This is a genomic window from Roseateles sp. FW305-36 (assembly GCF_058787015.1).
In genome coordinates this window covers 103,730-116,323 of record NZ_JBYSZK010000014.1, presented here as the reverse complement: position 1 = coordinate 116,323, position 12,594 = coordinate 103,730, and the positions used below count along the sequence as shown (strand labels likewise).

Sequence of the window (12,594 nt, the reverse complement as noted above, 5' to 3'; positions counted from 1 at the left end):
CTTAGCGCAGGTGCTGCCAGATGGCGCTGCCCCAGATGCCGGCGGCCAGCACCAGGGCCATCAGCACGGCGGCGCTGGCGATGTCCTTGGCGCGCTTGGACAGCTCATGACGCTCGAAGGACACGCGGTCGACGACGGCCTCGATGGCGGAGTTCAGCAGCTCGACGATGAGGATGAGCAGCAGAGAACCCAGCAGCAGCGCCGCCTGTTCCCAGGTCTTGGCCAGCCAGAAGGCCAGCGGCGCGGCGATGACACACAGCCAGGTCTCCTGGCGGAAGGCGCTCTCACCGGTGTACGCGGCCTTGAGTCCCGCCCAGGAATAGCCGGCGGCGTGGATGATGCGATCAAAGCCGGTGCGGCCTTTGTGGGGGTTGCTCATGAACGCTGCGGAAGCTGGGTGATGACGCGCGAGCCGGCGATCGTATCGTGCAGAAATTGCCGCTGTGGGTGCAGTCGCGCAATCAGCAGATAGGCCGCGACACCAGCGATCAGGCTGCCGAAGATGGCCGCGCCACTGTGCAGGCCCAGGGCCCAGACGCTCACCAGGGCCGGCAGGAACCACAGCCAGCTTAGGCAGTAGCGCAGCAGCGCACGGCCCCAGCCCAGTGGCAGGCCGCTTGCGTCGACGACGCGCAGATGCCAGGTCTTCATGGCCAGGGTCTGGCCCGAATAGGTCCAGAAGCCGACGAAATACAGGCCCAGCACCAGGAAGAGGACCATGCCCATGCCCGCCCGGCCTTCGAGGGCGTGCTGCTGACGGGTCAGCACGGAGTACAGGAAGCCGGTGAAGAAGAGCACGCCGAACAGCAGCACTCCTTCGTAGAGAAAGGCCGCGAAACGCCGCGCCAGGCCCACGGGCACGGCGCTCGTGTCGATCGCCACCGTCATGGACCCGGAGCGGACGCAGGCGGCGTCTTCAGCGACTTGGGCAGCAGCGTCTTGGGGTCGACCAGGGAGGGGTCGGCAACGACCTTGGCCTCACCCGCGGAATGGTGGGTGGGCAGGACCAGGCCCCGCGTGATCAGCACCGTCGTGGCACCGGGCTTGGCCTGCACCAGACTGCCCGTCACCGGAACCGGCGTGACGAGCTTGGGCGCGGCGGGCACGATATTGGACTTGGGGCCTGCTGCCACCGGCGGCTTGGGCGCCGGGGCGGCGGCCTTGGCCTGGCGGCGCGCAACGGCCTTCTCGGCCAATTCCTGGCGCTTTTCAGGGGGCAAGGCCTGATAAGCCTCCCACTTGGCCTGGCGCTGCTCGGCATCGACCTGCTTGGCGATCTGGAAGCCCACGCGGGCGTCCACGCGTTCGGCCGGCGTCAGATGGGCCCAATCGCGCATGCGTTCATGCAGGCGGGCCAGTTCCGCGTCCGGCAGTGCGGCCAGGCGCGGCGTTGCGTTCAGCCATTTGCTGCGCTGGTTGGGACCGAGCTTGTCCCAGTCCTTGGCCAGCGGCGCGAGCAGTTCACGCTGGGTTGGTGTCAGCGCCTGCCAGTTCGGCACGGAAGCCAGCGCGGAAACCGGCGCCAGGACGGGCGCGACCGGCTTGGCCTTGGGCGCCGGCGCTGCGGGAACTGTTGCGCTGGCCGGTGCCGCCTCGGGAGCCGAAGCCGCTTCCTGCGCCTGCGCAAAAGCAGAAAACCCCGCCGCGGTGAGCAGCAGGGCCATCAGGGGGCGGAGGGAAGCGGAGACGGTCCGCGCGACTCGACTCATGGGCATCCGGTCATTCTTGACCATCTCTCAGGAATTCGGCGAAGCCCGGGTCGCTGAAGGCGGAGGGCGGCAGCTTGTCGCTGAGCAGGGCCGTGTCGACCTCGGCAGCGGCGGCGATCTGTTCGTGGATCTGGCTTTGTTGCATCAGCAGCAGGCCGGCCAGCAGGGCCAGCAGAGGCAGGGCGGATACCAGCTTGGCCCACAGACCATTGCCACCATCGATCCCGCGCGGCCCGCCGCTCAGGGCCAGCGTGGAGCCCATCTGCACCACGCCGGGGCTGGCGGTGCTCACCGAGGTGCGGGCAGCGCGGGCCTGGGCAGCGCGGGCCAAGGCTTGCTCACGCGCGAAGCGAAGACGTTCGGAAACGTCATGCGGCAGAGCAGCATTGCGTTCGGTCAGGCCGGCGGCAACGCGCAGGCCGAAACGAGTGACGCGAGCGTCCAGGTCGGCAGGGAGGGCGGAAAAAATTTGCGGCGACTTCATAGCGTGATCCCCTTGGCCTTGAGCGACTTTGCCAACGCGTGGACGGCACGTGAACAGTGAGTTTTGACACTGCCTTCCGAGCAACCCATCACAGAGGCGGTCTCTGCAACATCCAGTTCCTCCCAGTAACGCAACAGGAAGGCTTCCCGTTGACGCGTCGGCAGTTGCTGAACTTCAGCGTCGATGGACTGCAAGATTTGCGCCCGGCTGACCTCATCGGCCGCACTCAATGCGCCCATGGCGCCGTCCTGGGTTTCGAGGATCTCCAGCAGGTCAAAGTCTTCGTCGGAAGAGGCGCCTTCGAAGTCAGACATATTCGTCATGACCGCCCTGCGCGTCTTCTGGCGACGGAAATAGTCCATCGTCGCGTTCGACAGGATGCGCTGGAAGAGCAGGGGCAGTTCGGCCGCGGGGCGGTCGAAATAGTTCTCGGCCAGCTTGATCATGGCGTCCTGCACGATGTCCAGAGCGGAATCGTCATCTCGAACCAGATAGGCCGTGCGCTTGAAGGCGCGGCGGTCCACGGTACGCAGGAAATCGTTGAGTTCTTTGTCGGTGGCCAAGGCGGAAAGCGTATCCGAGCAGCAAGGCGGATTATGGCATTCGTCTGATACGAAGGCTCACAGCTTTTTGCTCGGCATAATGTTGCTTCGCACAAAGAGTCAATGCTCTCACCGTGGCCGCCCGACTGGGGCCCCATCGGTTGATCGCGCAGGTTCCGAATCCGCCTCACGAGGGCGAGAAGAGGGGCACCAATGGTTTTTCGTTAGAGAAATTCACAAAGGTTCTAAAAATGGACATGTCTGCCGCGGATATCAAGCGCGCCGCCCTGGCGCAGCCGAATTCCCAATCCCCCAATTCCCCCACCGCGGAGCTCAATGGCTCCGAGATCCTCGTTCGCTGCCTGCAGGCCGAAGGGGTGCGCCATCTCTGGGGTTACCCCGGCGGCGCGGTGCTCTACATCTACGACGCCCTCTACAAGCAGGACAGCATCCAGCACGTGCTGGTGCGTCACGAGCAGGCCGCCGTCCATGCCGCCGATGGCTTTGCCCGCGCCAGCGGTGAAGTCGGCGTGGCGCTGGTCACTTCGGGCCCGGGTGTGACGAATGCCGTGACCGGTATTGCCACCGCCTACATGGACTCGATCCCGATGGTCATCATCACGGGTCAGGTCCCCACGCCGGCCATCGGCCTGGACGCCTTCCAGGAGTGCGACACCGTCGGCATCACCCGCCCCATCGTCAAGCACAACTTCCTGGTGAAGGATGTGCGCGACCTGGCGCTGACGCTGAAGAAGGCCTTCCACATCGCCCGCACCGGCCGCCCCGGCCCGGTCGTGGTGGACATCCCCAAGGACGTGTCGCTGGCCAAGACGACGTTCAGCTACCCGGACCGCATCGAGATGCGCTCCTACAACCCGGTGAAGAAGGGCCACAGCGGCCAGATCCGCAAGGCCGTTCAACTGCTGTTGCAGGCCAAGCGGCCTTATATCTACACGGGCGGCGGCGTCATCCTGGGCGAGGCGACGGCCGAGCTGCGCCAGCTCGTCGACATGCTGGGCTTCCCTTGCACGAACACGCTGATGGGCTTGGGCGCCATGCCCGGCACCGACCCGCGCTTCCTGGGCATGCTGGGCATGCACGGCACGTATGAGGCCAACATGACCATGCAGCACTGCGACGTGCTGCTGGCCGTGGGCGCGCGCTTCGACGACCGCGTCATCGGCAACCCCAAGCACTTCGGCTCGGTCGAGCGCAAGATCATCCACGTCGACATCGACCCCTCGTCGATCTCCAAGCGCGTGCGCGTCGACATCCCCATCGTGGGCGATGTGAAGGACGTGCTGCAGGAGCTGATCGCCCAACTGAAGGAGGCCCAGGCCAAGCCGGACGCGAACTCCGTCAACGCCTGGTGGAGCCAGATCAACGAATGGCGCAGCCGTGACTGCCTGGCGTTCAAGGGCTCGGACGAGGTCATCAAGCCGCAGATGGTCGTCGACACGCTGTGGAAGCTGACGCGCGACCGCGACACCTACATCACGTCGGACGTCGGCCAGCACCAGATGTGGGCAGCGCAGTACTACCGCTTCGACGAGCCGCGCCGCTGGATCAACTCCGGTGGCCTGGGCACCATGGGCGTGGGCCTGCCCTATGCGATGGGCATCAAGCTCGCCAAGCCGGAATCGGATGTGTTCTGCATCACCGGCGAAGGCAGCATCCAGATGTGCATCCAGGAGCTGTCGACCTGCTTCCAGTACAAGACGCCGGTCAAGATCGTCTCGCTGAACAACCGCTACCTCGGCATGGTGCGCCAGTGGCAGCAGCTCGACTACGAGGGCCGCTACTCGCACAGCTATATGGACGCGCTGCCCGACTTCGTGAAGCTGGCCGAGGCCTATGGCCACGTCGGCATCCTGGTCGAGAAGCCCAGCGACGTCGAGCCGGCGCTGAAGGAAGCGATGCGCCTGAAGGACCGCACTGTCTTCCTCGACATCCGTACCGATCCGACCGAGAACGTCTGGCCCATGGTCAAGGCGGGCAAGGGCATTTCCGAGATGCTGCTGGGTTCGGAAGACCTGTGAGCGCCTGAAGCCGGGGGCTCTGGCTGGCGTTACCGCGCCACCCGGGGCTCGCGGCGAAAGACGCGATCAGTCCGACCTCCACGGCGATTCACTCCACTCGAACCCGCAGCCAAGGTCCGGCGGTTACCGCCGCCGGCACTGAAGAGCGCGAAGGACGAAGACCCATGAAACACATCATTGCTTTGCTCATCGAGAACGAGCCGGGTGCGCTGTCGCGCGTCGTGGCCCTGTTCTCGGCCCGTGGCTACAACATCGAGAGCCTGACCGTCGCGCCGACGGAAGACCCGTCGCTGTCGCGCATGACCATCGTGACCACCGGTTCCGACGAGGTCATCGAGCAGATCACCAAGCACCTTAACCGCCTCATCGAGGTCGTCAAGGTCGTCGACCTGACCGAGGGCAACTACACCGAGCGCGAGCTGATGCTCATCAAGGTGCGCGCCGTCGGCAAGGAGCGCGAGGAAATCAAGCGCACCGCCGACATCTTCCGCGGCCGCGTCATCGACGTCACCGAGAAGACCTACACCATCGAGCTGACCGGCGACGCGAGCAAGCTCGACGCCTTCATCGACGCGATCGACCGCGCGTCCATCCTCGAAACCGTACGGACGGGTGCCAGCGGCATCGGCCGCGGCGAGCGCATCCTGCGCGTCTGATCCGTCTTCACCCCACCTCATTCAAAGTTTTTTCCTGGAGCGACCCATCATGAACGTCTACTACGACAAGGACGCCGATCTCAGCCTCATCAAGGGCAAGAACGTCACCATCATCGGCTACGGCTCACAAGGCCATGCCCACGCGCAGAACCTGAACGACAGCGGCTGCAAGGTCACCGTCGCCCTGCGTCGCGGCGGCGCGTCCTGGTCCAAGGCCGAAGGCGCTGGCCTCAAGGTCGCCGAGATCGCCGAAGCGGTGAAGTCGGCCGACGTGGTCATGATCCTGCTGCCCGACGAGCAGATCGCCGACGTCTACAAGAAGGAAGTCGAGCCCAACATCAAGCAGGGCGCCTCGCTGGCCTTCGCCCACGGCTTCAACGTCCACTACGGCCAGGTGCAGCCGCGTGAAGACCTGGACGTCTGGATGGTCGCCCCGAAGGCCCCCGGCCACACGGTGCGCAACACCTACCGACAGGGTGGCGGCGTGCCCCACCTGATCGCCGTCTACGCCGACAAGACCGGCAAGGCGCGCGACCTGGCCCTGAGCTATGCCGCGGCCAACGGCGGCGGCAAGGCCGGCATCATCCAGACCTCCTTCCGCGAAGAGACCGAGACCGACCTGTTCGGCGAGCAGGCCGTGCTGTGCGGCGGCGCCGTCGAGCTGATCAAGGCGGGCTTCGAGACGCTGACGGAAGCCGGCTACGCCCCCGAGATGGCCTACTTCGAGTGCCTGCACGAGCTCAAGCTCATCGTGGACCTGATCTACGAAGGCGGCATTGCCAACATGAACTACTCGATCTCGAACAACGCCGAGTACGGCGAGTACGTGACCGGTCCGCGCGTCGTCACCGAAGACACCAAGAACGCCATGCGGCAGTGCCTGAAGGACATCCAGACCGGCGAGTACGCCAAGAGCTTCATCCTCGAGAACAAGGCCGGCGCCCCGACCCTGATCAGCCGCCGCCGCCTGACCGCCGAGCACCCCATCGAGCAGGTCGGCGAGAAGCTGCGCGAAATGATGCCCTGGATCAAGGCCAACAAGCTGGTCGACAAGGCAAAGAACTAAAACCAGGTATTTCCGGATCGTTTGGGCCGGTGCCGCGAGGCGCCGGCCTTTTTGCCTTTTAGGGCTGGTGGTTGGACCGCAGCGCCTCGACGGCCTCCTCGGGCAGCCACAGCAGGGTGTTCAGATAGGTATCCAGGCAATCCACCAGCGCCTCACGCGGGCCCTGGCGCCAGACGTCCGACCCGTAGAAGGCGTCCTGTTGGGCCACGAGTTGCTCGCGGCTGTCAAAGGCGCGGATCAGGAAGAAGCTCTCACCCTCGTGGTCGGAGCGGCCAAAGGCGACGACGTCCATGCCGCTGGCGCGCACCAGGGGCAGGGCGATACGCACGGAGGCGACAAAGCGCTCGGCGCAACCGGGCTTGAGCCGGTAGGTGCGGACTTCGATGAGTTTCAAGGCGGTCTCCTGTCGTTTTCGGAAATGCTAGGAGCGTCATCGGCTGGGATCTGTCAGCTATCCTGCCGACCATGATTCCCGAGCCCACCGAGGACGACGAGCCCAGCACGTCCGTCCGCCCCCGCCGCAAAGGCATCTACGCCCTGCCCAACGCCATCACGTTGTGCGCGCTCTTCAGCGCCTTCTATGCCATCGTCATGGCCATGAACGGTCGCTTCGAGGTGGCCTGCGTGGCCATCTTCGCCGCCGCCATCCTCGACAGCCTGGACGGGCGCGTGGCGCGCATGACCAACACCCAGTCGGCCTTCGGCGAGCAGATGGACAGCCTGTCCGACATGGTTGCCTTCGGTGCCGCGCCGGCCCTCATCGTCTACATGTGGGCGCTGAAGGACATGGGCAAGCCGGGGTGGATTCCGGCCTTCGTCTACATCGCCGGCGCGGCGCTGCGCCTGGCGCGCTTCAACGTCAACATCGGCGTCGTCGACAAGCGCTACTTCCAGGGCCTGCCCAGCCCCGCCGCCGCCGCCCTTGTCATCGGACTGATCTGGGCCGTCGTGGACGGCGCCGAGTCCAACCGCGTGCCACCGGGTGGTTGGGTGAGTTGGGCGGCCTATGGCGTGACGCTGTTCGCCGGCCTTTCGATGGTGACGAATGCGCCCTTCTACAGCTTCAAAGTCTTCGATCGCCGGCGCAGCGTGCCCTTCGTCGTGCTCGTCGTGATCATGCTCGGCATCGGCCTCGCGGCCATCGACCCATCGCGCGTTCTCTTCGGTGTCTTCTGCGTTTACGGCCTGTCGGGCTATGTCATCTACGGCTGGCGCAAGGCCAAGGGCAGGCCGGTCAGCGTCATCTCCACAAGCAAGGATGAGCCCGATGAACGCGGCTTGCATCAATAGGCTTTCGTGCTAGATTCCAGTCCCATGAGCCGCGCCACGCGAATTAGCCTGCTACTAGTCCTAGAGGAACCACGGGTTCGCTAGTCAGTCGCGCACGTACGCTCACACCTGACCCCAACGGCCCGTATGCAACCGCAGCGGGCCGTTCGTGTTTTCAAAGGCTGCTGGTTGCGCCACCCACCCTCGGATGGACACCATGTTGAAGCAACCGCAGCAAAAGTACCGCTCCTTCGCCCCTGTCGCATTGCCGGACCGCACCTGGCCCGACGCCGTGCTGACCCGTGCGCCGATCTGGCTGAGCACCGACCTGCGTGACGGCAACCAGGCCCTGATCGAGCCCATGGACATCCCGCGCAAGCTGCGCATGTTCCAGCAGTTGGTGAAGATCGGCTTCAAGGAGATCGAGGTCGGCTTCCCCTCCGCCTCGCAGACCGAGTTCGACTTCGTCCGCCTGCTCATCGAGGGCGGCCACATCCCCGAGGACGTGACCATCCAGGTGCTGACCCAGGCGCGTGCCCACCTGATCGAGCGCACCTTCGAGTCGCTGGATGGCGCCAGGCGCGTCATCGTCCACGTCTACAACGCCGTCGCGCCCATCATGCGCCGTGTGGTGCTCGGCACGGACGAGGACGGCATCGTGGAACTCGCGGCTTCGCATGCCCGCCAGATCAGGGAGCTGGCCGCGGCGCGGCCGGGTGTCGACTGGCGCTTCGAGTACTCGCCCGAGATGTTCTCCGGCACCGAGCTGGCCTTCAGCAAGCGCGTGGTGGATGCGGTCACTGCAGTGTGGGCGCCGACGCCCGAGCGCAAGTGCATCATCAACCTGCCGTCCACGGTCGAGCACAGCACGCCCAACATCTTCGCCGACATGATCGAGTGGATGCACCGCCACCTCGAGCGCCGCGACAGCATCGTGCTGTCCGTCCATCCGCACAACGACCGCGGCACCGGCACGGCCGCCGGCGAGTTCGCGCTGATGGCCGGTGCCGACCGCGTCGAAGGCTGCTTGTTCGGCAACGGCGAGCGCACCGGCAATGTCGACCTCGTCAACATCGCACTCAATCTCTACACCCAGGGTGTGGACCCGCAGCTGGACTTCTCGGACATCGACGAGGTGCGCCGCTGCGTCGAACACTGCACGCAGATCCCGGTCCACCCACGCCATCCCTACGTGGGCGATCTCGTGTACACCTCCTTCTCCGGCTCCCACCAGGACGCCATCAAGAAGGCCTTCGCAGCCCGCCGGGAGGGGGAGATTTGGGACATGCCCTACCTCCCCGTCGACCCCAAGGACCTGGGCCGCAGCTATGACGCCGTCATCCGCGTGAACAGTCAGTCGGGCAAGGGCGGCATCGCCTACCTGCTCGAGGCCGAGTACGGCCTGGAGCTGCCGCGCCGCCTGCAGATCGAGTTCAGCCAGGTCGTGCAGCGCGTCATGGACGACGCCGGCAAGGAACTGACCGCGGCCGACATCTACGCCATCTTCGAGCGCGAGTACGGCATCGGCAACGCCGGCGCCTCCGTCGTGCAGCCGCAGATGACCGAGGTGGCGGGCGGCGCGATGCGGCTGTCGGCCGAGGTCGTGCTGGGCGGCTGGATGGGCCATGTGCAGGGCGAGGGCAACGGTCCCATCGACGCCTTCGTCAATGCGCTGTCGTCGCGCCTGGGCCAGGAGGTGCGCGTGCTGGACTACCACGAGCATTCCATCGGCAGCGGTGCCGATGCCCGTGCGGTGGCCTACCTGGAGCTGCGCGTCGGCGATGTGACTCGCCATGGCGTGGGCATTGATGGCAGCATCGTGCGTGCGTCCATGCAGGCCATCCTGTCCGGCCTGTCGCGGGCGCCGGTGGCCGTCCCCCAGATTCGAGAGGAAAACGTGCGATGACCGACAAGCTCATCATCTTCGACACCACGCTGCGCGACGGCGAGCAGTCCCCCGGCGCGTCCATGACGCGCGAGGAAAAGATGCGCATCGCCCGCCAGCTGGAGCGCATGAAGGTCGACATCATCGAGGCCGGCTTCGCGGCCTCGAGCAATGGCGACTTCGAGGCGGTCAAGGCGATTGCCGCGGCGGTCAAGGACAGCACGGTCTGCTCGCTGGCCCGCGCGAACGACCGCGACATCTCGCGTGCCGCCGAGGCCCTGGCACCCGCGCAGCGCGCCCGCATCCACACCTTCATCGCCACCAGCGAACTCCACATGGAGAAGAAGCTGCGCATGACGCGCGAGCAGGTGCTGGAGCAGGCCACGCTGGCGGTGCGCTTCGGCCGCAACCTGTGCGGCGACATCGAGTTCTCGCCCGAGGACGGCTACCGCTCCGACATCGACTTCCTGGCCCGCGTCTGCGAGGCCGTCATCAAGGAAGGCGCCGGCACCATCAACATCCCCGACACCGTCGGCTATGCCATTCCCGAGCTGTACGGCGACTTCCTGCGCCGCCTGCGCGAGAAGGTGCCCAACTCGGACAAGGCCGTCTGGAGCGTGCACTGCCACAACGACCTGGGCATGGCGGTCGCCAACTCGCTGGCCGGCGTGAAGGTCGGCGGCGCCCGCCAGGTGGAATGCACCATCAATGGCCTCGGCGAGCGCGCCGGCAACTGCTCGCTCGAAGAGATCGTCATGGCGGTCAAGACGCGGCGCGACTATTTCGGCCTCGACATCGGCATCGACACCTCGCAGATCGTGCCCGCCTCCAAGCTGGTGTCGCAGACGACCGGCTTCGTCGTCCAGCCCAACAAGGCCGTCGTCGGCGCCAACGCGTTCGCGCACGCCTCGGGCATCCACCAGGACGGCGTGCTGAAGGCCCGCGATACCTACGAAATCATGCGTGCCGAAGACGTGGGCTGGGCCGCCAACAAGATCGTGCTGGGCAAGCTGTCGGGGCGCAATGCCTTCAAGCAGCGCCTGCAGGAGCTGGGCATCGAGCTGGAGAGCGAGGCCGAGGTCAACAACGCCTTCGTTCGCTTCAAGGACCTTGCCGACCGCAAGAACGAGATCTTCGACGAGGACATCGTCGCCCTCGTCATGGACGAGTCGGTCATCAACGACGCGGAGCACTACCGCCTGCTGTCGCTGTCACAACGCTCCGAGACCGGCGAGCGCCCGCATGCCGCCATCGTCTTCGCCGTGGGCCACCAGGAGCACCGCGCCGAGAGCGACGGCAACGGCCCGGTGGACGCGACGCTGCAGGCCATCGAATCGGTCGTGCAGTCGGGTGCCGAGATGCTGCTGTACTCGGTCAATGCCATCACCGGCGGCAGCACCGAGTCCCAGGGCGAGGTGACCGTGCGCCTGCAGCATGCTGGCCGGGTGGTCAACGGCGTGGGCGCCGACCCGGACATCATCGTGGCCTCGGCCAAGGCCTATCTGAGCGCGCTGAACAAGCTGCAGAGCAAGGCCGAGCGGGTCGCCGCCCAAGGCTAGCCATCGCGCCGGGAGGCGCTGTAACAGCCGTGACCCCGGTCACGGCTGTCGCAATCGTTACCACGCGACGTGCAATCTGGCGCGTAAACACCCCGGTGCTCCTGCTACGGAGCGCCGGGAGCACCCCCAGAATGGCGTCCAGAGGCGACCCGCCTGCAGCGAGCGGGTCGGCGGAATGGCAAATCCTTGGCATTCGGGGCTGATCCCAATACCCCTAACTTGTCAGCCAAGGCCTACTTGCATGCGTTTGGAGCCCGCTGCGAAGCGAAAGAACCGGTGGCAAGCCTGAAGTGATTTCACTTGAGGTATCTCACTTAAGTTCTTATCTTGTCGGTACTTTTGGCGTCACGTACACTGCCGCCCTGCGTTGGGGACCTCCGTTGAAGACATTTGCCGCTGCTTTTCTGAGCCTCGCCCTTCTGGCCGCACTGCCCGGTGCCGCCACGGCCGCCGCCGCTGACACCACCAAATCCAAGGCCACCCGCACCACCAAGGCCACCGCCGCGCCCACGCGCAAGGTGCGCTCCGTCGTGCTGCGCAAGGCCGCTGTGCCCTTCGTTCCGGCCGTGCCCACCTTCGGCCAGGTCGCCGGCCTGCATCAGGTGGACGACCCCCTGGCCCTGAAGTCCAGCGTCGCCTACGTGCTGGACCAGGACACCAACGAGGTGCTGTTCTCCAAGAATCCGCAGGCCGTCCTGCCCATTGCCTCCATCACCAAGTTGATGACGGCCCTGGTCGTCGTGGAAGCCGGCCTGTCGCTGGACGAGAAGATCACGGTCACCGACGACGACATCGACACCGAGAAATTCACCCGCTCCCGCCTGAGCGTCGGCACGACGCTGACCCGCGGCGACATGCTGCACCTGGCCCTGATGGCCAGCGAGAACCGCGCCGCCCATGCCCTGGGCCGCAACTATCCGGGCGGCCTGGAGGCCTTCGTCGCCGCCATGAATGCCAAGGCCCAGACCCTGGGCATGGCCGATACCCACTACGTCGAGCCCACCGGCCTGTCCAGCCGCAACCAGAGCAGCGCTGCCGACCTGGCCAAGCTGGTCAACGTGACCAGCCAGGTGCCGCTGCTGCGCGACCTGTCCACGTCCCGCGAGGCCCGCGTGGCCCTGGGCAAGCGCCTGGTGCAGTTCCACAGCACCAATGGCCTGCTGTCCAACCCGCTGTGGGACATCGGCCTGCAGAAGACCGGCTTCATCAACGAGGCGGGCAAGTGCCTGGTCATGCAGGCCAGCATGGCCGGCCGCAAGCTGATCATGGTGTTCCTGGATTCCAGCGGCAAGGCGTCGCGGATCGCCGATGCCGAACGCATGCGCAAATGGCTGGCCAGCCAGGGCGACAGCGGGACGCCTTCGGCCAAGCTCTGAGCTGAACGA

General features: G+C 65.8%; 13 protein-coding genes. 7 read left to right on the top strand and 6 right to left on the bottom strand.

Going from position 1 to position 12,594, the window contains the following annotated elements; all coding sequences use genetic code 11:
* Position 1: 1 nt before the first annotated feature.
* Genes AC3WOE_RS23025 through AC3WOE_RS23005 form a run of 5 tightly spaced genes read right to left on the bottom strand, consistent with a single transcriptional unit; the run spans position 2 to position 2,756 of the window.
* Positions 2 to 379 carry a diacylglycerol kinase gene (locus tag AC3WOE_RS23025; RefSeq protein ID WP_492693719.1) on the bottom strand — a complete coding sequence of 126 codons (378 nt, stop codon included), beginning with the start codon at positions 377 to 379 and terminating at the stop codon, positions 2 to 4.
* Positions 376 to 888 (bottom strand): RDD family protein, encoded by a 513-nt coding sequence (locus tag AC3WOE_RS23020; protein ID WP_492693718.1) that lies wholly within the window; start codon positions 886 to 888, stop codon positions 376 to 378. The genes AC3WOE_RS23025 and AC3WOE_RS23020 overlap by 4 nt, the downstream gene beginning before the upstream one ends.
* Positions 885 to 1,664, bottom strand: coding sequence for a DUF3106 domain-containing protein (locus AC3WOE_RS23015; protein WP_492693717.1), 780 nt, complete (start codon positions 1,662 to 1,664; stop codon positions 885 to 887). The genes AC3WOE_RS23020 and AC3WOE_RS23015 overlap by 4 nt, the downstream gene beginning before the upstream one ends.
* A 55-nt stretch (positions 1,665 to 1,719) precedes the next feature.
* Positions 1,720 to 2,193 carry a DUF3619 family protein gene (locus tag AC3WOE_RS23010; protein ID WP_492693716.1) on the bottom strand — a complete coding sequence of 158 codons (474 nt, stop codon included), beginning with the start codon at positions 2,191 to 2,193 and terminating at the stop codon, positions 1,720 to 1,722.
* Positions 2,190 to 2,756, bottom strand: coding sequence for an RNA polymerase sigma factor (locus tag AC3WOE_RS23005; RefSeq protein WP_492693715.1), 567 nt, complete (start codon positions 2,754 to 2,756; stop codon positions 2,190 to 2,192). Before AC3WOE_RS23005 ends, AC3WOE_RS23010 begins: the two co-directional genes overlap by 4 nt.
* A 230-nt stretch (positions 2,757 to 2,986) precedes the next feature.
* Here AC3WOE_RS23005 and AC3WOE_RS23000 point away from each other — a divergent pair, with 230 nt between their 5' ends.
* The 3 genes from AC3WOE_RS23000 (at position 2,987) to ilvC (ending at position 6,496) form a co-directional block, all read left to right on the top strand.
* Positions 2,987 to 4,774, top strand: coding sequence for an acetolactate synthase 3 catalytic subunit (locus AC3WOE_RS23000; RefSeq protein WP_492693714.1), 1,788 nt, complete (start codon positions 2,987 to 2,989; stop codon positions 4,772 to 4,774).
* 164 nt (positions 4,775 to 4,938) lie between these two features.
* On the top strand, positions 4,939 to 5,430 hold the full coding sequence (gene ilvN, locus AC3WOE_RS22995) for an acetolactate synthase small subunit (protein WP_310261914.1): 492 nt from the start codon (positions 4,939 to 4,941) through the stop codon (positions 5,428 to 5,430).
* A gap of 49 nt (positions 5,431 to 5,479) precedes the next feature.
* Positions 5,480 to 6,496, top strand: coding sequence for a ketol-acid reductoisomerase (gene ilvC, locus AC3WOE_RS22990; protein WP_492693713.1), 1,017 nt, complete (start codon positions 5,480 to 5,482; stop codon positions 6,494 to 6,496).
* Positions 6,497 to 6,554: 58 nt separating this feature from the next.
* Here the strand turns inward: ilvC and AC3WOE_RS22985 are convergent, their stop codons facing one another.
* Positions 6,555 to 6,890 (bottom strand): NIPSNAP family protein, encoded by a 336-nt coding sequence (locus AC3WOE_RS22985; protein WP_492693712.1) that lies wholly within the window; start codon positions 6,888 to 6,890, stop codon positions 6,555 to 6,557.
* Positions 6,891 to 6,961: 71 nt separating this feature from the next.
* Here AC3WOE_RS22985 and pssA point away from each other — a divergent pair, with 71 nt between their 5' ends.
* The 4 genes from pssA (at position 6,962) to pbpG (ending at position 12,585) form a co-directional block, all read left to right on the top strand.
* Complete coding sequence (gene pssA / locus AC3WOE_RS22980) at positions 6,962 to 7,786, top strand: CDP-diacylglycerol--serine O-phosphatidyltransferase (RefSeq protein ID WP_492693711.1); 825 nt, start codon at positions 6,962 to 6,964, stop codon at positions 7,784 to 7,786.
* Positions 7,787 to 7,982: 196 nt separating this feature from the next.
* Positions 7,983 to 9,671, top strand: a complete 1,689-nt coding sequence (gene leuA / locus AC3WOE_RS22975; RefSeq protein WP_492693710.1) for a 2-isopropylmalate synthase — start codon at positions 7,983 to 7,985, stop codon at positions 9,669 to 9,671.
* On the top strand, positions 9,668 to 11,209 hold the full coding sequence (locus AC3WOE_RS22970) for a 2-isopropylmalate synthase (protein WP_492693709.1): 1,542 nt from the start codon (positions 9,668 to 9,670) through the stop codon (positions 11,207 to 11,209). The genes leuA and AC3WOE_RS22970 overlap by 4 nt, the downstream gene beginning before the upstream one ends.
* Positions 11,210 to 11,589: 380 nt before the next feature.
* Positions 11,590 to 12,585, top strand: coding sequence for a D-alanyl-D-alanine endopeptidase (pbpG, locus tag AC3WOE_RS22965; protein ID WP_492693708.1), 996 nt, complete (start codon positions 11,590 to 11,592; stop codon positions 12,583 to 12,585).
* The last annotated feature ends 9 nt before the right edge of the window (positions 12,586 to 12,594 follow it).